The 18,197-nt window shown below is 62.1% G+C and carries 17 protein-coding genes; 11 read left to right on the top strand and 6 right to left on the bottom strand.

Going from position 1 to position 18,197, the window contains the following annotated elements:
* The first annotated feature begins 128 nt into the window (after positions 1 to 128).
* Positions 129 to 1,601 carry an amidase gene (locus tag HB676_RS19420; RefSeq protein ID WP_213739526.1) on the top strand — a complete coding sequence of 491 codons (1,473 nt, stop codon included), beginning with the start codon at positions 129 to 131 and terminating at the stop codon, positions 1,599 to 1,601.
* 120 nt (positions 1,602 to 1,721) lie between these two features.
* Here the strand turns inward: HB676_RS19420 and HB676_RS19415 are convergent, their stop codons facing one another.
* On the bottom strand, positions 1,722 to 3,500 hold the full coding sequence (locus HB676_RS19415) for an acyl-CoA dehydrogenase family protein (protein ID WP_213739525.1): 1,779 nt from the start codon (positions 3,498 to 3,500) through the stop codon (positions 1,722 to 1,724).
* Between the two features lie 125 nt (positions 3,501 to 3,625).
* On the opposite strand from HB676_RS19415, the gene HB676_RS19410 reads away from it, so the two are divergent.
* A complete protein-coding gene (locus HB676_RS19410) occupies positions 3,626 to 4,327 on the top strand; it encodes an SDR family NAD(P)-dependent oxidoreductase (RefSeq protein WP_213739524.1) in 702 nt (233 codons plus the stop codon).
* 143 nt (positions 4,328 to 4,470) lie between these two features.
* Positions 4,471 to 5,301 (top strand): enoyl-CoA hydratase, encoded by an 831-nt coding sequence (locus tag HB676_RS19405; protein ID WP_213739523.1) that lies wholly within the window; start codon positions 4,471 to 4,473, stop codon positions 5,299 to 5,301.
* A gap of 14 nt (positions 5,302 to 5,315) precedes the next feature.
* Here HB676_RS19405 and HB676_RS19400 read toward each other — a convergent pair whose 3' ends face one another.
* Complete coding sequence (locus tag HB676_RS19400) at positions 5,316 to 5,939, bottom strand: GNAT family N-acetyltransferase (protein ID WP_213739522.1); 624 nt, start codon at positions 5,937 to 5,939, stop codon at positions 5,316 to 5,318.
* A 93-nt stretch (positions 5,940 to 6,032) separates the two neighbouring features.
* Entirely contained in the window at positions 6,033 to 6,236 is a 204-nt protein-coding gene (locus HB676_RS19395) for a DUF1127 domain-containing protein (protein WP_213739521.1), read from the bottom strand.
* A gap of 120 nt (positions 6,237 to 6,356) precedes the next feature.
* Here HB676_RS19395 and HB676_RS19390 point away from each other — a divergent pair, with 120 nt between their 5' ends.
* The 7 genes from HB676_RS19390 to HB676_RS19360 all read left to right on the top strand — a co-directional run bounded on the left by HB676_RS19390 (position 6,357) and on the right by HB676_RS19360 (position 13,995).
* The gene (locus HB676_RS19390) at positions 6,357 to 7,265 is read left to right on the top strand and encodes a transcriptional regulator GcvA (protein WP_213739520.1); all 909 of its coding nucleotides are present in this window, start codon (positions 6,357 to 6,359) and stop codon (positions 7,263 to 7,265) included.
* A 177-nt stretch (positions 7,266 to 7,442) separates the two neighbouring features.
* A complete protein-coding gene (locus HB676_RS19385) occupies positions 7,443 to 8,762 on the top strand; it encodes a tricarballylate/proton symporter TcuC (RefSeq protein WP_213739519.1) in 1,320 nt (439 codons plus the stop codon).
* A 184-nt stretch (positions 8,763 to 8,946) separates the two neighbouring features.
* Positions 8,947 to 10,335, top strand: a complete 1,389-nt coding sequence (gene tcuA, locus HB676_RS19380; protein ID WP_275944950.1) for an FAD-dependent tricarballylate dehydrogenase TcuA — start codon at positions 8,947 to 8,949, stop codon at positions 10,333 to 10,335.
* Entirely contained in the window at positions 10,322 to 11,386 is a 1,065-nt protein-coding gene (locus HB676_RS19375) for an esterase (protein WP_249780335.1), read from the top strand. The genes tcuA and HB676_RS19375 overlap by 14 nt, the downstream gene beginning before the upstream one ends.
* A gap of 28 nt (positions 11,387 to 11,414) precedes the next feature.
* Positions 11,415 to 12,521 carry a tricarballylate utilization 4Fe-4S protein TcuB gene (gene tcuB, locus HB676_RS19370; RefSeq protein WP_213739517.1) on the top strand — a complete coding sequence of 369 codons (1,107 nt, stop codon included), beginning with the start codon at positions 11,415 to 11,417 and terminating at the stop codon, positions 12,519 to 12,521.
* 59 nt (positions 12,522 to 12,580) lie between these two features.
* A complete protein-coding gene (locus HB676_RS19365) occupies positions 12,581 to 13,510 on the top strand; it encodes an MBL fold metallo-hydrolase (RefSeq protein WP_213739516.1) in 930 nt (309 codons plus the stop codon).
* Between the two features lie 2 nt (positions 13,511 to 13,512).
* Positions 13,513 to 13,995, top strand: coding sequence for a CinA family protein (locus tag HB676_RS19360; RefSeq protein ID WP_213739514.1), 483 nt, complete (start codon positions 13,513 to 13,515; stop codon positions 13,993 to 13,995).
* A 128-nt stretch (positions 13,996 to 14,123) separates the two neighbouring features.
* On the opposite strand, the gene HB676_RS19355 is transcribed toward HB676_RS19360, so the two are convergent.
* Both HB676_RS19355 and HB676_RS19350 read right to left on the bottom strand, forming a co-directional pair.
* A complete protein-coding gene (locus HB676_RS19355) occupies positions 14,124 to 15,434 on the bottom strand; it encodes an HlyD family type I secretion periplasmic adaptor subunit (RefSeq protein ID WP_213739513.1) in 1,311 nt (436 codons plus the stop codon).
* Positions 15,431 to 17,176, bottom strand: coding sequence for a type I secretion system permease/ATPase (locus tag HB676_RS19350; protein ID WP_213739576.1), 1,746 nt, complete (start codon positions 17,174 to 17,176; stop codon positions 15,431 to 15,433). The genes HB676_RS19355 and HB676_RS19350 overlap by 4 nt, the downstream gene beginning before the upstream one ends.
* 243 nt (positions 17,177 to 17,419) lie before the next feature.
* Here HB676_RS19350 and HB676_RS19345 point away from each other — a divergent pair, with 243 nt between their 5' ends.
* The gene (locus tag HB676_RS19345) at positions 17,420 to 17,836 is read left to right on the top strand and encodes a DUF1236 domain-containing protein (protein ID WP_213739512.1); all 417 of its coding nucleotides are present in this window, start codon (positions 17,420 to 17,422) and stop codon (positions 17,834 to 17,836) included.
* Positions 17,837 to 17,922: 86 nt separating this feature from the next.
* On the opposite strand, the gene HB676_RS19340 is transcribed toward HB676_RS19345, so the two are convergent.
* Positions 17,923 to 18,180 carry a GlsB/YeaQ/YmgE family stress response membrane protein gene (locus tag HB676_RS19340; RefSeq protein ID WP_213739511.1) on the bottom strand — a complete coding sequence of 86 codons (258 nt, stop codon included), beginning with the start codon at positions 18,178 to 18,180 and terminating at the stop codon, positions 17,923 to 17,925.
* Positions 18,181 to 18,197 lie beyond the last annotated feature (17 nt).

The following is an 18,197-nucleotide window of genomic DNA, read 5'->3' as shown; positions in this document are numbered from 1 at the left end:
AAAAACCGGATAAACTGCGGAAATGTGACGCGCGGGTTCACACGATGCGTTGATGCATCGCGCGCGACGCTTGCGGGCGCGCGCAAACTGCGCATCATCCGCATAACATAAAAAATCGGGAGCACGTCTTGGTCGCATCACAATGGAGTTTCAAGAGCGCCGTGGAACTATCCGCCGCGCTTGCCGCGAAAAAGGTTTCGGCGGTGGAACTGGCGCAGCATACGATCGATCGTATCGAACGACACGACGGCAAGATCAATGCGGTTTGCGTGCGCGATTTCGATCGCGGCCTGGAGGCGGCTCGCGCCGCCGATGCCGCATTGGCGCGCGGCGAAACAAGACCGCTGCTCGGCATTCCGATGACGGTGAAGGAATCCTACAATGTCGCGGGGCTGCCTACGACCTGGGGCTTTACGGAACAGAAAGATTTCGTGCCGCCGGAAGACGCGCTGGCGATTTCGCGCATCAAAGCCGCGGGCGCTGTGCTGCTCGGCAAGACCAACGTGCCGGTCGGGCTCGGCGATTGGCAGAGCTATAACGATATCTACGGCATCACCAACAATCCCTACAATCTCGGCCGCACGCCCGGAGGCTCCTCCGGCGGATCGTCGGCCGCGCTTGCGGCAGGGTATGGCGCATTGTCGCTCGGCTCTGATCTTGGCGGCTCGTTGCGCGTGCCGGCGTTCCACTGCGGCATCTATGCGCATAAGCCAACCTTCGCGCTGGTGCCCTCTCGCGGCCACCTGCCGCCGCCATTTCCGCCGCTGCCGTCCGATCGCGACCTTGCGGTGATTGGGCCGATGGCGCGCTCGGCCGCCGACCTTGCGCTGCTGCTTGATGTGATCGCGGGACCGGACCCGCTCGATTCCGGTACCGCCTACACTCTGGCGCTCCCGCCGCCGCGTCATAGCGCGTTGAAGAATTTTCGCGTGCTGCTGATCGATAGCCACCCGGTGATGCCGACCAATGCGGCGGTGCGCGCAGCGATCGACACACTCGCCGCGAATCTCGGCAAGACCGGCGTCAAAGTGCAACGCGAGAGCGCGCTATTGCCGGACTTCACTGTCACATCGCGGCTTTACATGCGCATCCTGTTGTCGCTGCTTGCCTCGACGTTCCCGCCGGATATCCTTGCCGGCGCGAGCGCTGACGCGTCGCAACTGTCGGCCGAGGACATGAGTCTGGCGGCGGAACGCCTGCGCGGTGTCGTGCTCAGCCATCGCGACTGGATACTGGCCGATCGCGGCCGCGCGATTTTGAAATCGCAGTGGCGCAAATTATTCGGAAGCTTCGACGCGGTGATCTGTCCGGTATTGCCGACACCGGCCTATCCGCACGATCATTCGCCGGAACAGGAAGCGCGCCGCATCGAGATCGACGGCAAGGATTACGCCTATCCCGATCAACTGGCATGGCCGGGGATTGCCTCCCTGCCAGGCCTGCCGGCGACCGCGATCCCGATCGGCCTGTCCCCGGACGGGCTGCCGATCGGCGTCCAGATTGTCGGGCCGATGTGGGAAGATCGCACGCCGTTGAAACTCGCCGAACTGATCGAGCGCGAATTCGGCGGCTTTGTTCCGCCGCCGGAGTTTGACGATTAACCGACCGTCATTGCCGGGCTTGACCCGGCAATCCATCATTCTTGAGAAGAGCTTTTTATGAAGATGGATGGATGCGCGGGTCAAGCCCGCGCATGACGACAGGGAACAACACCGTCAAGCTCACGCCACGACCAACTCGCCAACTTCAACCATCCCAACCGCGCGCTCGCCGAGCAGATGCTCGGTCATCGCGCGCTGCTGTGCATTGTCCGTTAACCGGAACGGATCGCCCACCTCAACACGGTGATCGATCACCATGCGCGACAGCAACAGCCGGCGGGCATCGCCGCGCATCTCATGGATGCGCCCGGCTTCCCAGGCCAGCGCGACGGCGCTGGCGACATGATAGAGCAAGCTTGTAGCACGCCGCGCTTCGGCTTCGTGCTCGCTACGCCCTGCGACTTCGCGCGCGAAACCCACCGCGCGATCGGTCAACCCGCGCAGGCGATCGCGCCAGGCCTGCGGCACGCTGGTGCTGTCATCGAGCCTTGCATGAAGATCGGCGGCCAAGGCCGCATCGGCGCCATGACGGCCGACCGCGCGCTTCAAGGCATCGAGTGCGACGATATTGCCGGTGCCTTCCCAGATCGAACCGAGATGGGCGTCGCGCAACAGCCGCGCGGTGGCGAATTCCTCGATATAGCCGATGCCACCGCGCATCTCCAGCGCATCGCCGCAGACCTTGCGCGCATCGCGCGTGGCGCGATATTTCAGCGTCGGCGTCAATATGCGCAGCAACGTCGCGGCGTCCTGGCTACCCGCTTCGGCGCGGTCGAGCGCGTCCGCAGTGAGAAAGCTCATCGACAGCGCCTGCTCGGTCGCCAGCATGATCTTCATCAACTGGCGGCGCGCCAGCGGCAGATCGAGAATCCGGCTGCCGAACACCACGCGATTCTGCGCGACCGTCATCGCATCATGATGCGCGCGCCGCATCAGCGCGGTCGATTTGACGCCGTTGGAAAGCCGCGACGAGTTGACCATCTCGGCCATCTGCACGAAGCCGCGGTCGAGCTTTCCAACAGCATAGGCAATCGCGCCTTCCAGCTTGATCTCGCCCGATGCCATCGAGCGGGTGCCGAGCTTGTCCTTCAGCCTGACGATCCGGTAGTGATTGGGCGAGCCGTCATCGAGCCTGCGCGGCATCAGAAACAATCCGACGCCGCGCGTGCCGCCGACCGCGCCTTGTGGCCGCGCCAGCAGCATCACGACTTCGGCGTCGGCATTGGAGCAGAACCACTTTTCGCCCGACAGGCGCCAGTGATCGCCTTCCGGCATCGCCGTCGTCGTCAGCTTGCCGACGTCGGAGCCGCCTTCCTTCTCGGTCATGAACTGGCCACCCTGGGTCAGTTTTGTCATATCGGTCTGGGTAAGGCCGTCGAGGTATCTGGCCTTCAAGGCTTCATCGCCGAAATTCGCCAGCAGCTTGGCACATCCGTCCGTGACATTGATCGGGCATCCCAGCCCGAACTCGGCCTGATTGAACAAGAACGTAAAGGCGTGCTTGGCCACCACGGGATATTTATCCGGCCAGCCCATGATGCCCTTGCGCAGCGACATCGCGTGAATGCCGAACTCGCCGAACGCGTGGCGTTCCAGCTCGCGGTAGGCCGGATGATATTCGATCCATTGCGCGTCGCGGCCGAAACGGTCGCGCTGATGCAGCACCGGCACATGCCGGTCGGCGAGCCGCGCGCATTCATCGAGATGACCGCCGGCCAGCGCGCCGAGCCGGTCGAGATGCGGCTCTATATGGCGAAACAGCGCATCCGGCAGATGGATGCGTAGCAAATCTTTCAGCGCGGGATCGGCCTGGTAGAAATTCATTCCCGAGGTGTCAGGCGCGAGCAATCCCGGCTGGTCGGCTGAATTTGCAATGGGATTATGTTTGACCGGCTGCATTGAATTCTCTTGGTCGTTTCCACATCTGTTTTTGGGAACTATCGCACACCAAATGCCGGACTGTCGCCCTGCCCGGCCAAGGCCAGCTGCAATTTTCATTACAACCGCCGCATAAGGATCTCCCCATGGAAACGCCCACATACAAGAATGCCCTGATCGTCGGCGCCGGCGAAGGCATCAGCGCTTCGCTGACGCGGCTGCTGGCCCGCGAAGGCATTCGCGTTGCGCTGGCCGCACGCCAGATCGAAAAGCTCGGCGCGCTCTGCGCCGAGACCGGTGCGCGCGCCTTCGCCTGCAATGCCACCGATGCCGGCGAGGTCGAGCGCCTGTTCGGTCTGGTCGAACGCGAAATGGGCGTGCCCGATATAGTCGTCTATAATGCCAGCGCGCGGGCCCGGGGTAACTTCGTCGATCTCGTGCCGGCGGAGGTCGCGCAGGCGATCGCGGTGAGTGCGTTCGGCGGCTTTCTGGTGGCGCAGCAGGCCGTAAAGCGCATGCTGCCGAACAAACACGGCGCGATCCTGTTCACCGGCGCTTCCGCCAGCGTCAAGGGCTATCCGCAGTCCGCGCCGTTTGCGATGGGCAAATTCGCACTGCGCGGTCTGGCGCAGAGCATGGCGCGCGAATTGTCGCCGCAGGGCATTCACGTCGCGCATTTCGTGATCGATGGCGGCATTCGCAGCTCGGTACGCGTCGAGCCTGCCGACAGACCGGATTCGATGCTCGATCCCGATGGCATTGCGCAGGGTTACTGGAACGTGCTGCAACAGCCGCGCAATGCCTGGACCTGGGAACTGGAATTGCGGCCCTGGGTGGAGAAGTTTTGAGAGGGTAACACCGTCATTCCGGGATGGTCCGCAGGACCAGACCTCAGATGCGCAATTGCGCTTCGGGGAATCTCGAGATTCCGGGTTCGATGCTTCACATCGCCCCGGAATGACGAGGATAAAAAAACAAACCGGGACCTCACATGACATCCGAAACCACCATCGACACCGGCACCGACGAACTGCTCTGCGTGATCCGCGACCGCGTCGCCATTATCACACTGAACCGGCCGGAAGCGCGCAACGCGCTGTCCGACCGCCTCACGCCGGCGCTGCGAACGATGATCAAAACCTGCGGGGAGAATCCCGAGGTCGGCGCGCTCTTAATTACGGGCGCCGGCACGGCGTTCTGCGCGGGCGGCGACGTCAAGGGCATGGGCGCGCATCGTGATCCGAAGAAGCTGGCGATGTCCTTTGACGAGAAGGTCACCGACCTGCAGGAGCGGCAGCGGCTATTGACCGGCGCGCTGGTCTCGGTTCGCAAGCCGACCATCGCGGCGTTACCCGGCCCCGCGGCCGGCGCCGGCCTGGCCATCGCGATGGCCTGCGATATCCGGATAGCCGCGGAATCGGCCTTCATATCCACCGGCTATCTGCGCGTTGGCCTCAGCGGCGATTACGGCATCGCCTGGCTGCTGACGCGGCTGGTCGGGACTGCGCGGGCGCGCGAATTGATGTTCACCTCTGAAAAGGTCGATGCTGCCAGATGCGCCGCAATCGGTCTCGTCAATCGCGTGGTACCCGATGCCGAATTGCAGGACGAAGCCTTCGCGCTGGCGAAATCGCTGGCCGAGGGACCGGCGATCGCGTTGCGCTACATGAAGGACAACCTCGACGAAGCCTTGTCATTCGATTTCGCCACCGCGCGCGACCACGAGGCCGAGCGGCTGATCCGCACCACGATGACGTCAGATCACCGCGAAGCGGTGCAGGCGTTCATCGAAAAGCGCAAGGCCGTGTTCAAGGGCAATTAAATCGTCGGGCCAAGTCAGCCTGCCAATGAAACATCTGCGGTCTCACGCGATGCCGCGGCAATCTTCCAACTCGCGCAAGGAATTTCCTGCGGTTCTACGTCGATACGCTTTTCGAAGCGCACCAGCTTCCAGTCACCCGGGCTCGGCTTGAAATCAAAACCGGATTTACGCGCGAGACTGATCATGACGTCGTTGGAACGCAAGGTATCGCCGAACAGCCGCGTAGCGCCAAACGCGGCAGCGCGGCATTCCATGTTCTTCAGCAGCGCCGTGCCGATGCCATGGCCCTGCCAGCGGTCGTCGATCGATACGCCGAACTCGAAGCTCGCCGTATCGGTCTGGACGCCGTAGCGGGCCTCGCCGACGATGGTCTCGACGCCGTCGATCGTCATGACGGCGACGACGCTGAAACGATCGCGTTCGCCGACATGGATGAAATTATAAAGTTCTGACGGCGGCAATTCGCTGACCGCACCAAGGAAGCGGTTGTAGCGCGAGTGTACCGAGAGCCCGCGAAAATAATCCTGCAACGCCTCGGCATCCCGCGGCTCAACGAAACGCACCGCAACGACTTCGCCGGAACGAAGCTCCAGAGTGTCCGAATGTTGCCGGAGGTTATCGAGTCGAAGCGCGGTCATCGCAGGCTTCCTTGGATTTGGAGCTTCCTTTGATCTGGGAAAGACGTTTCGGGCTGGCGGCCCTCTTCTGAGGCGGCGCCAGCCCTGGCGGCATCAAGCCCGCCAAAACGGCTTTTCGGCTTCGCGAGCGACATCGCTCCACGCTAGTCCGACATCGTGCAGGTCGCGGTCACTCCACCGGGCCAGTTCAAACCGCTGGCGCCGGCGCTCGCTCCATACGTGGAGCGTCTCGCTGAGCTGGGCGAAAAGCCCCAACCCATGATGATTTGTCATCGCTTGAGGTGAACAGGTAGACATTTCAACCTCCTAAAGCTAACTTTCGCAGGCCAGTATCGGTCCCATTGAGGATTCCAACAAACGACACTTTGTACCGCTTCGGATGATATAAACTCATATATCTGGGGAGAAATCCGGTAAATGATCGCCCGACTGCCGTCGCTCAATGGATTGCGCGCGTTTGAGGCCGCCGCCCGGCATCTGAGCTTCACCGTGGCGGCGTCCGAACTGAACGTCACCCAGACCGCGATCAGCCATCAGATCCGGCGACTGGAGGAGGAACTGGGAATGCGCCTGTTCGTCCGGAAGAATCGGGCTTTGGCGCTGACACCGGAAGCCAGGGATTATCTTCCCGGCATCCGCGCGGCGTTCGACGATCTGCGGCTCGCGACCGACCGGCTGTTGCGCAAAGAAAACGATCGCGTGCTGACGGTCTCCACGTTGGCCTCGCTGGCCGCGAAGTGGCTGCTGCCGAGACTCACCGCATTTCAGGAAGCCCATCCCGGCATCGACGTCCGCATTACCACCTCGACCAGTCTGGTCGATTTTCAGCGCGACGATGTCGATGCCGCGATCCGCTACGGTCGCGGGCAATGGCCGGGTGTGCGCGCCGATTGGCTGATGGCCGATCAGTTGTTTCCGGTCTGCAGTCCGGCGCTGCTGACAGGCCCCCGGCCGCTTCGGCGTCCCGAGGATCTTGCCAATCATGTGCTGCTGACCACCAGCGCCGGCGCCAGCGACGATTGGCGGCTGTGGCTGACCGCCGCCGGCCTGCCGACCAACATCTCGACCCAGCCGGGACTGACCTTCGATCTCACGCTGATGACCGTGCAGGCCGCGATCGACGGCATCGGCGTTGCGATCGGCCGAACTTCCTATGTCGAGGGCGATATCGCCAAGGGCCGCCTGGTGGTTCCGTTCAAGATCACCCTGCCCGCCGATGCCGGCTTCTATCTGGTCTCGCCGCTGTCCCGGGCCGATTCCCCCAAACTCGCGGCATTTCGGCAATGGCTGACGACCGCCGTCCAGGCGGGAGCGGAAGTCAGTTAGACGAAGCGCTGATATTCATGCCGCAGCGCAAAGTCTGGATATGGGACGCCTCGATATTTTCGGCGTTTTCCGGTTGGTCACGCCGCTCCAACGTGGCAGATTGCCGCGAGAAGACTGAACAAATGTCTGGCCTAGCGCAGATAGCGCGTCCGGCGTCGGACAACGGGGGAGAAATCAGTGGTATCGTCATCGGCCAGTTCGCAACCGCCACAGCTCAAATCGCGCATCGGCGCCATTCTGCGCGCTACCAGCGGCAATTTCCTCGAACAGTTCGATTTCTTCCTGTTCGGCTTTTATGCCTCCACCATCGCGAAAGCGTTCTTTCCGGCGCAGGATGAAACCGCCGCGCTGCTCAACACCTTCGGCGTGTTCTGGCTCGGCGCGCTGATGCGCCCGGTCGGCGCGATCGTGCTCGGCGCCTATATCGACCAGATCGGCCGCCGCAAGGGCCTGATCGTGACGCTGGCGATCATGGCCGCGGGAACGGTGACGATTGCGGTCTGCCCGACCTATGCGACGATCGGCGTCGCGGCGCCGGTCATCGTGCTGATCGGCCGCCTGCTGCAGGGCTTCTCTGCAGGGGTCGAACTCGGCGGCGTCTCGGTCTATCTCTCCGAGATCGCCACGCCCGGCAATAAAGGCTTCTACACGTCGTTCCAGTCCGCCAGCCAGCAAGTCGCGATCTTCGTCGCCGCGATCCTTGGATATGTGCTGAGCGAGACGATGTCGCCCGACGTGATCGCTTCATGGGGCTGGCGGATTCCGTTCTTCGTCGGCTGTCTGATCATTCCCTTCATCTTCCTGCTGCGCCGAACGCTGGAAGAAACGCCGGAATTCCTGGCGATGAAAAAACATCCGACCACATCGGAAGTATTCTCTTCGGCGGCGGCGAACTGGAAGATCATCGTGCTCGGCATGATGATCGCGGTCCTGACCACCACGACCTTCTACTTCGTCACGGTCTATACGCCGACCTTCGGCAAGAGCGTGCTGAAGCTCTCGACCCAGGATGCCCTGATCGTCACGGTTCTGGTAGCGGTGACCAATTTCATCTGGAACCCTGTGGGCGGCGCACTGTCGGACCGTATCGGCCGCAAGCCGGTGCTACTGACGATCGCGTGCCTGTCGCTCGTGACCGCCTATCCGGCATTGCACTGGCTGGTCGCCAATCCGACCTTCGGCAAGATGCTGGCTGTTGAGATGATGCTGTCGTTTTATTTCGGCATTTACAGCGGCACCATGCTCGGCGCATTGGTTGAAGTGGTGCCGACCCATGTCCGCACCACCTGCTTCTCGCTGGCTTTCGCGCTGGCCGCCGGTCTGTTCGGGACCTTCACGCCCTTTGCATCGACCTTGCTGATCGATCACACCGGCGACAAGGCCTCGCCGGGATACTGGCTGATGTGCGCCGCCGTCCTCGGCATCATCGCGACGCTGACCGTTTATCGCGGCGGCAAGACCATGGCCGCGCAGGAAGCGGTTGCGGCCTCAAGCTAGAGCCTTATCGGTTCTGATTAAATCAGAACCGGGCTCTACTCTTTGTTTTGACGCGTTTTCTTAACGCGAACCGGTATCCACTTCGCTCGAAAACGCTATAAGTCATGCCGGGCAAGCGGATCGCCTTGCCCGGATGACGGTTTTGCTTTCCATGCAAACAAGATAACAACACCGCATGGTCGATTTGACGCGTAAATACGATGTGCTGGTGATCGGTGGCGGCAATGCCGCGCTGTGCGCCGCGATATCAGCGCGGCGCGGCGGCGCCTCGGTGCTGGTGCTGGAAGCCGCGCCGAAATTCTACCGGGGCGGCAACACCCGCCACACCCGCAATATGCGCTGCGCCCATGACGCGGCGACCGACATCCTCACCGGGCCCTATACCGAAGAGGAATTCTGGGAAGACCTCCAGCGCGTCACCGGCGGCCAGACCGACGAAGAACTCGCGCGCATGATGATCCGGGAGTCAAAGGACATCCTGAACTGGATCGTCGAACAGGGCGTGCGCTGGCAGCCCTCGCTGGGCGGCACGCTCAGCCTCGGCCGCACCAATTCATTCTTCCTCGGCGGTGGCCGGGCGATGCTGAACGCGCTCTATCTGACCGCCGAACAGCTCGGCATCGAAGTTCTCTATGACGCCGAGGTGCTCGAGCTCGAGATCGCCGACGGCATGTTTCTGTCCGCCGCGCTCAAACAAGGCGACGGCCGCGTCCATGTTCGCGCCTCTGCACTGGTCGCCGCTGCAGGCGGCTTCGAGGCCAACATCGAATGGCTCAAGCAGTATTGGGGCGAGGCTGCCGACAATTTCCTGATCCGCGGCACGCCTTACAACCGCGGCTCGATTTTGAAGATGCTGCTGGCCAACGGCGTGCAGGAAATCGGCGACCCCACGCAATGCCACGCGGTCGCGATCGACGCCCGCGCGCCGAAATTCGACGGCGGCATCATCACCCGGCATGATTCTGTGGTGTTCGGCATTGTCGTCAACAAGCATGCCGCGCGCTTCTACGACGAAGGCGAGGACATCTGGCCAAAACGTTATGCGATCTGGGGCCGGCTGGTCGCAGCACAGCCCGACCAGACCGCCTACATCATTTTTGATTCCAGCGTGGTGACGAGCTTCATGCCGACGCTGTTTCCGCCGATCGCCGGCGGCACGGTGGCCGAGCTCGCTGCAAAGCTCAACCTCGACACCGCGGCGCTGGAGAAGACCGTCTCCGATTTCAACGCCGCGGTGCAGCCCGGCACCTTCGACCACACAATTCTGGACGATTGCCGCACCGAGGGCATCACGCCGGCCAAGACGCATTGGGCGCGCAAGATCGACGCACCGCCTTATCTCGCCTATCCGGTGCGGCCCGGCATCACCTTCACTTATCTGGGCACCCGCGTGAACCGGCAATCGCGGATGCTGATGAAGGACGGCAAGCCGTCCGCCAATATGTTCGCCGCCGGCGAGATCATGGCCGGCAATGTGCTCGGCAAGGGCTACGCCGCCGGCATCGGCATGACCATCGGCAGCGTGTTCGGCCGGATCGCGGGAAGGGAGGCGGCACAAAATGCAAGGAATTAAGCACGCGATCCGTGGGACAAAAATCTCCCGCAACATGATCCTCACGGCCGCGTTGACGATTGCGACATCGGTTGCGACCATCGCTGCCGAGCCGATCGCACTCCGCGATATGGGCTCGTTTCATGTCGGCGGACGCCTTGTCGAGATCACCGGCAAGCCGATCAGGGAATTGACCTTCGCGCCCGGCGGCGTGCCGGCCAAGATCGATCCCAACGGGACCTATCAGGTCGAGCAGATGTATGTGCAGTATTTTCTGCCGGCCAATGAGAAAGGCGCCTATCCGCTATTGATGTGGCACGGCGGCGGCCTCACAGGCGTGACCTGGGAAACAACACCCGACGGCCGCGAAGGCTGGCTGAATTATTTTCTGCGCAAGGGCTGGAGCGTCTACAATTCCGACGCCGTCGAGCGCGGCCGCGCCGGCTGGGCGCAGTATCCCGATATCTTCAAGAGCGAACCGGTGTTTCTCACGACGTCCAATCCGTTCCAGCGGTTTCGGATCGGCGATGCCTACGATCCGGATCCGGCGAAACGCAAGCTGCTGCCCGGCAGCCAGTTTCCCAACGAAGGCTATGAGAATTTCACCAAGCAGGGCGTGCCGCGCTGGACCACCAATGACGACGCGACGATCGCGGCCTATATCGCCGAGATCGACCGCGTGTGCCCGTGCATCATCATGTTCCACAGTCAGGCCGGCACCTTCGGCTTCAAGGCAGCGCAGGCGCGGCCCGACAAGGTCAAGGCCTTGATCGCGATCGAGCCCGCCGGGGTCGGCGATCCCGCCAAAGCGGATGTGCTGAAAGCGATACCGACACTGTTCGTCTATGGCGACTACATCGAGCGCGATTCGCGCTGGCCGAAGATTCGCGCCACCGGCGTCGCCTTCGCCGAGAGTATCCGCGCGGCGGGCGGCAGCGCCGAGGTGGTCGACCTGCCCAAGGCGGGCATCACAGGCAATTCGCACATGATGATGATGGACAAGAACAATACCGAAGTCGCCGGGCTGATCCAGGCATGGCTGGAAGGCAAGGGGCTGACGAAGAAGCCCTGAGTTATTGTTGAACGGAAAGCGGCGCAAGATGCACGGAACCAGAATCCTCGAAGAAGCCGACCGGCTGATGACGGTCTGCAATTCGTGCCGCTATTGCGAGGGACTGTGCGCGGTATTCCCGGCGATGGAAATGCGCCGCTCGTTTTCCGACGGCGACCTCAATTATCTCGCCAATCTCTGCCACGCCTGCGGCGCCTGCTACACCGATTGCCAGTTCTCGCCGCCGCATGAATTCAACGTCAATGTCCCCAAAACGCTCGCGATCGCCCGCGCCGATTCCTACGCGGCCTATGCGTGGCCCACGGTGTTTTCAGGCCTGTTCGCGCGTAATGGGCTGGCCATCAGCCTGATCGCCGCGCTGAGTGTCGCGGCCTTTATTTTCGGCTTTGCGGCGTTCAACGATCATCAGGTTCTCTACGGCGTCCACACCGGGCCCGGCGCGTTCTACGCGCTGATGCCGCACAATGCGATGGCGGTGCTGTTCACCGCGGCGCTGCTCTATGCGATCATAGCGCTGTTGATGGGCGTGCGCGCCTTCTGGCGCGATATCGGCGAACCGGTCGGCATGAAATTCGAGCCGAAGTCTCTTTGGCAAGCGATGAAGGACGCCGGCCAATTGCGCTATCTGGACGGCGGCGGCGTCGGCTGCGTCAACGAGGACGAACGCCCCGGCGATTGGCGCAAGGTCTATCATCACCTGACCTTCTATGGCTTCCTGCTGTGCTTTGCCGCCACATCGGTTGCGACGCTGTATCATTATCTGCTGGCGCGCGAGGCGCCATATCCGTGGTGGGACCTGCCGGTGGTGCTGGGTACGCTGGGCGGAATCGGGTTGTTGATTGGACCCATCGGCCTGCTGGCGGAGAAATTCAAACGCGATCCCGTGCTGGTCGATCAGGGACGCACCGGCATGGATGTCGCGTTCATCGCGATGCTGTTCCTGACCAGTTTCACCGGCCTCGCGCTACTCGTGTGTCGCGACACGGCCGCGATGGGACCGCTATTGGCGCTGCATCTCGGCGTGGTGTTTTCGCTGTTCATCACCATGCCCTACGGAAAATTCGTGCACGGCATCTATCGCTACATCGCGCTGGTACGCTACGCACGCGAGCGGCAGATGATGGGGCATGTTTAAAATCGTGATTGCTGGTGCAAGCAAGGCAATCCAAACAAGAACGCAAGAGGGAGACTTTCATGCTTCGGACCGGACTAGCCGTTGTTACAACCACACTGATGCTGGCAGGCGCCGCTATCGCGCAGCAGCCGCCAGCCGCGCCGTCGCTGCCTGATTTCTCCAAGGTCGAAATCAAGACCACCGATCTCGGCGACAACGTCTATATGCTCGAAGGCCAGGGCGGAAACATCACGGTCGCGATCGGCAAGGACGCGATCATCATGGTGGACGGCGAATACGCCCCGCTGCATGACAAGATCAAGGCTGCGATTTCGACGGTCTCGAACCTGCCGATCAAATATCTCGTCAACACGCACTTCCACGGCGACCATACCGGCGGCAATGAACCCTTCGCCAAAGACGGCGCGGCTGTTGTCTCCGAGATCAACGTCAGGAATCGGCTCGCGGCCGGAACCACCAACGGCCTCACCGGCGCCAAGGTGCCACCGGTGGCGGACGCAGCACTGCCATCAAAGACCTATACCGGCAATTTTCATATCCGGCTCAGGGGTCGCGTCGCCGATCTCAGGCATATCGAGAACGCCCATACCGATGGCGACACCTACGTCTGGTTCAAGAGTTCCAACGTGCTGTCGACCGGCGACACATTTACCACCGGCCGCTACCCCAATATCGATTTCGCCAATGGCGGCAATATCAAGGGAATGATTGCTGCGACCGACGCCTATCTCAAGCTGGTGAACGCCAAGACCCGGATCGTTCCCGGCCATGGGCCGCTCGCCGACAGGGCCGTGCTGGTGGAATACCGAACCATGTTAATCACCGCGCGCGACCGGATGGCCAAGCTGGTCAAGGAAGGCAAAAGCGAAGACGACGTGGTGGCGGCCAAGCCCTTCGCCGATCTCGACGTCAAATGGGCGCCAACCGAACTCGCCAGCAAGAACTTCATCCGCGTGGTGTATCACTCGCTTGCCGACAAGAAAGGCTAGGAATGAAAGAGCTCGTGGCGATTGCCGAGAAGATTGCCGTCAAACTGATCGAACGGCGCCAGACCATCGCGGTCGCGGAATCCTCGACCGGCGGGCTGATTTCGGCAAGCCTGCTTGCGGTGCCCGGCGCCTCCGCCTATTTCCTCGGCGGGGCTGTGGTCTATACCCGCGATGCGCGGCGGATTCTGGTCGATATCCCCGACGAGGCGATGAAGGGAATCCGCTCGGCGTCGGAGCCCTACGCGAAACTGCTGGCCAGCCAGATCCGCAACCGTTTTGCCACCGACTGGGGCCTGTCCGAAACCGGCGCGACCGGACCAACCGGCAACCGCTATGGCGACGTCGCCGGCCATAGCTGCATGGGCATCGCCGGACCGGAAACGAGCGTGATGACATTGGAAACCGGCAGCAACGACCGGCTCGGCAACATGCAGGTGTTCGCCGCGACGGCGTTGAATTTCCTGCTGCAGAATTTGTCGCGGTGAAATTCTGTCATTCCGGGGCGATGCAAAGCATCGAACCCGGAATCTCGAGATTCCGGGTCTGGTGCTAACGCACCATCCCGGAATGACGGCTCAGATGGATCTGCCGGGCTGGAACGGCTCAGACGCCGTCACTTCTCCCGGAACGCCCGCATCAACTGATCGCTCAGTGGCTTGATCAGGTAGGACATCATGGTGCGGTCGCCGGTCTGCACGAAGGCTTCCACCGGCATGCCCGGGATCAGTTTGGACTCGCCAAGACGGGCGATCTCGTCCGCCGGCATCGAGACCCGGATCGTGTAATAGGACTGCCCGGTGCGCTGATCGGTCGTGACGTCGGGCGAGACGCGGGATACGACGCCGTTCAATTCCGGCGTGGTGCGCTGGTTGAAGGCCGAGAGCCGCAGCAGCGTCTTCTGGCCGATCTGCAGCTTGTCGATATCCTGCGGATTGACCTTGGCCTCGACTGCCAAAGCATCGGCCTGCGGCACGATCATCATGATGGCATCGCCGGCGGTAATCACGCCGCCGACCGTATGCACCGTCGATTGCAGCACCATGCCGTCCTGCGGGGCGCGAATATCCGTGCGGCGCAACTGGTCTTCCGCGGTCACCTTGCGCTCGACGAATTCACCGATCTTGTCGTTGGTTTCGCGCAAATCCTTCGACACGTCGCTGACCAGATCCTTGTCGACCTGAATGATCTGCAATTCGGTTTCGGTGATCTTGCCCTTGGCCTGCGCCCGCTGTGCGATGAACTGCGCCCGCTCGCCATTGAGGCGGGCGGCGTCGCGCTCAAGCACCGTCAGGCGCGAAATCTGCACCAGATGCTGGTCATAGAGCGTACGAACGCCCGCCAGTTCCTTTTCGACGAGGGCGATTTCCTGATCTTTCGCCTTCTCCTGCGCCATCAAGCCGCCGATCTCTTCGTTCAACTGCGTGATGCGCTCGCGCAATTGCGCCTTCTGTCCGGTTCGCCCGGTCGTGCGTACCTCGAATAATTTGGCTTCGCTCGCGATGATGTTCTTGGCGTCGGGGTCCTTGGACCGGTCCCGCAACGCTTCAGGAAATATGATCTTGTCGAGCCCCTGCTGTTCGGCCTGCAGCCGCGCCGCACGGGCCAATAATCCATCGAGATTCTTGGTAACGATCGCGAGGCTGGCCTTGGTGACGGTGTCGTCGAGCCGCACCACCACATCGCCGGCCTTCACGATGTCGCCATCGCGCGCCAGCAATTCGCCAACCACGCCGCCGGTCGGATGCTGCACTTTCTTGACGTTCGAATCGACCACGATCGAGCCCGGCGCGATCAGCGCGCCCGAGATTTCGGCTGTCGATGCCCAGCCGCCAAGGCCGCCGGCGAGAACCAAGACCACCGCGAGCCCGATGATCAAATGCAACCGTATCGACGACCGCGCGTCTTTCTTCTGAATGCCACTCATGATTTGGCAACTCCCCCTTCGGAGACGATCTTGATCGGGGAAGGCGGCGTGACCCGCTGCAACACCTGTCCCAGCACGGTTTCCTTGGGACCAAAGGCCTGCGCCCGGCCGTCTTTCAGCACCAGAAGCTGATCGACCGCCTCGATGCCGATCGGGCGATGCGCCACGACCACCACGATCGCGCCGCGCTCGCGCGCCGCGCGAATCGCCCGCGTCAGCGCTTCGTCGCCTTCGGTATCGAGATTGGAATTCGGCTCGTCGAGTACGATCAGGAACGGGTCACCATACAACGCCCGCGCCAAGGCCACGCGCTGCGCCTGACCGGCCGACAGCGCAGTTCCCTGCTCACCGATCTGGGTGTCGTAGCCGTCGCGCATCTTGATGATCATCTCATGGACGCCGGCTTCCTTGGCCGCCGCGATGATTGCCTGCGAATTGGCTTCCGGATCGAACCGGCAGATATTCTGGGCGACGGAGCCGGCGAACAATTCGACGTCCTGCGGCAGGTAGCCGACGTAACGGCCGAGCACGTCGGACGACCACTGGTCGAGCGCCGCACCATCGATCCGCACTTTTCCGCGCACCGGCTGCCACACCCCGACCAGCGCACGCACCAGCGAAGACTTGCCGGATCCGCTTGGCCCGATAACGCCCAATCCGTTGCCGGCCTCGAGCGCGAAGGTGACATCCTGAACGGTAATTTTCTGATCGCCTGGAGGCACGATGCTGACGGCTTCGACCGACAGGCGGCTCGACGGGGTTTGCAGCAAGGTCGGCACAGTACGGGCGGGCAAGGAGTCGAGCAGCTTGTTGAGCCGATGCCAGCTCTGGCGCGCCGCCACAAAACCCTTCCAATGCGCGATCGCCAGATCGACCGGCGCCAGCGCCCGCGCGCTCAGGATCGATCCTGCGATGATAATGCCGCCGGTCGCTTCCTGATGAATCACCAGATAGGCGCCGACCGCGAGCACCGCCGATTGCAGCACCATGCGCAGGACCTTGGCGATCGCACCAAGGCCTCCGGTGACGTCGCTGGCACGTTGATTGCCCGCAAGATACTTCTCGTTGGCTTCGCTCCAGCGCTTGGTCAGGCGCCCGGCCATTCCCATGGCGACCAGCACTTCGGCGTTGCGCCGGCTGGTGGTGGCGATGTCATTGCGTCGCGCGGCCAGCCCCATCGCCTCGCGCGCGGGCGCGCGCGACAGGAACTCGGTTACGACGGTAAGCGTCACCAGGATGATCGCGCCGACCAGGGCGGTCAGGCCGATCATCACATGGAAGGCAAAGCAGATCGCCAGATAGAACGGCAGCCATGGCAGGTCGAAGAATGCGCCGGGCCCCATGCTGCCAAGGAACGAGCGGACATTGTCGAGATCGCGCAGCGGCTGAAGGCCTTCATTGCGTCCGCCGACGATCAGCGGCAGGCGCACAATGGTGTCGAACACGCGCGCATTGAGCGTTTCATCGAGCGACGTGCCGATACGCCCCAGGATTCGCCCGCGAAGGAGATCGAGAATGCCCTGGGCGATATACAATCCGCTGGCGAGGATGGCGAGACCGACAAGCGTTGGTACGCTGCGGCTAGGAAGCACCCGGTCATAGACCTCCAGCATGAACAGCGAGCCGGTCAGATAGAGCAAGTTGATCATGCAACTCATCAGCCCGACGCCGATGAATGCATTGCGGCACGCGCGCAGTGCGTCACCGAGTTCGGAACGCCGGACACCGGGAGCAACAGCCATCAATTCTGATCTCTTCATGGGGGGCGCGGCCCCTGATTCCAAAACGGGTGCGCTGCACGTTATTACCGATTTTTGCGGCCAGCGTCCATTTGAAGTCACATTAACCTAAACGCGTTGGGGACATCCGGAGGTGGAAAAGCGATTGAAACCCAGGAAATCTCGGATACCGCCGGCTGGTGCCGGAACCTAATGGACCCCGGCGAGTTGGGTCTCCACCTCAGCCAATAATCCTCAGGAGATATCATGATCCGCCGTTTTATCGGAATTACCGCCCTTGCCGTCACAATGGCCTTGCCAGTTATAGCGCAGGCCCAAGGCGTCCCCGGCGGCGTTGAACGAGGCTCAAGAGACGGCGAAAGAGCTGCCGGTCCGGTCGGAGCCGTCGTCGGTGGCGTCATTGGCGGCGTGGTCGGTGGCGTCAACGGAATCCTTGGCGTCGATCAGCGCCCGCGCTTTCGCAGTTACGCGGTCGAGCAGCATCGCCCTTCCTATCGGTATAATGAGGACGTGCGTATTGGCGCCGTTCTGCCCGAGCAAGGCGTCACCTATTACGATGTGCCGCCGGAATATGGCGTCCGCGACTATCGCTACACGGTCGTGAACGACCGTACCGTACTGGTCGATCCGCGCACCCATCGAATTGTCGAAGTCATCGAATAAGGCGACGACGGTCTGGATCAAATCAAATGGAGGCCGTCTGTCGGGACGGCCTCCATTCAATCATGAGAGCTACGTTTTATGCGGCGTCAGACACGGCCCCGAATGAGCCGTACGACCAGCAACAGCACGATGGCACCGATCGCGGCATAAATGATCTCCGCCACGATGCCGCCACCGATATGGAAGCCAAGCCTCGGAAACAGCCAACCCGCGATAAACGCGCCGAGGATGCCGATGATGATATCGCCGATGATCCCGAAACCCGCGCCGCGCACGACCTTCCCGGCGAGCCAGCCGGCAACCAGACCGACAAATAACGTAACCAGAATACCTTCGCCTTGCATTGGAAACTCCCCCCCTT

This window comes from Bradyrhizobium sp. dw_411 (assembly GCF_018449695.1).
Classification (GTDB): domain Bacteria; phylum Pseudomonadota; class Alphaproteobacteria; order Rhizobiales; family Xanthobacteraceae; genus Bradyrhizobium.
Note: the sequence above shows the minus strand (reverse complement) of the source record. Positions and strands in the feature narration are given on the sequence as shown.

Excerpts from the sequence above, each read along its gene's own strand:
- HB676_RS19415 (WP_213739525.1), bottom strand. The coding sequence starts at position 3,500 with ATGCAGCCGGTCAAACATAATCCCATTGCAAATTCAGCCGACCAGCCG.
- HB676_RS19410 (WP_213739524.1), top strand. The coding sequence starts at position 3,626 with ATGGAAACGCCCACATACAAGAATGCCCTGATCGTCGGCGCCGGCGAA.
- HB676_RS19405 (WP_213739523.1), top strand. The coding sequence starts at position 4,471 with ATGACATCCGAAACCACCATCGACACCGGCACCGACGAACTGCTCTGC.
- HB676_RS19400 (WP_213739522.1), bottom strand. The coding sequence starts at position 5,939 with ATGACCGCGCTTCGACTCGATAACCTCCGGCAACATTCGGACACTCTG.
- HB676_RS19395 (WP_213739521.1), bottom strand. The coding sequence starts at position 6,236 with ATGTCTACCTGTTCACCTCAAGCGATGACAAATCATCATGGGTTGGGG.
- HB676_RS19390 (WP_213739520.1), top strand. The coding sequence starts at position 6,357 with ATGATCGCCCGACTGCCGTCGCTCAATGGATTGCGCGCGTTTGAGGCC.
- HB676_RS19375 (WP_249780335.1), top strand. The coding sequence starts at position 10,322 with ATGCAAGGAATTAAGCACGCGATCCGTGGGACAAAAATCTCCCGCAAC.
- tcuB (WP_213739517.1), top strand. The coding sequence starts at position 11,415 with ATGCACGGAACCAGAATCCTCGAAGAAGCCGACCGGCTGATGACGGTC.
- HB676_RS19365 (WP_213739516.1), top strand. The coding sequence starts at position 12,581 with ATGCTTCGGACCGGACTAGCCGTTGTTACAACCACACTGATGCTGGCA.
- HB676_RS19360 (WP_213739514.1), top strand. The coding sequence starts at position 13,513 with ATGAAAGAGCTCGTGGCGATTGCCGAGAAGATTGCCGTCAAACTGATC.
- HB676_RS19355 (WP_213739513.1), bottom strand. The coding sequence starts at position 15,434 with ATGAGTGGCATTCAGAAGAAAGACGCGCGGTCGTCGATACGGTTGCAT.
- HB676_RS19350 (WP_213739576.1), bottom strand. The coding sequence starts at position 17,176 with ATGGCTGTTGCTCCCGGTGTCCGGCGTTCCGAACTCGGTGACGCACTG.
- HB676_RS19345 (WP_213739512.1), top strand. The coding sequence starts at position 17,420 with ATGATCCGCCGTTTTATCGGAATTACCGCCCTTGCCGTCACAATGGCC.
- HB676_RS19340 (WP_213739511.1), bottom strand. The coding sequence starts at position 18,180 with ATGCAAGGCGAAGGTATTCTGGTTACGTTATTTGTCGGTCTGGTTGCC.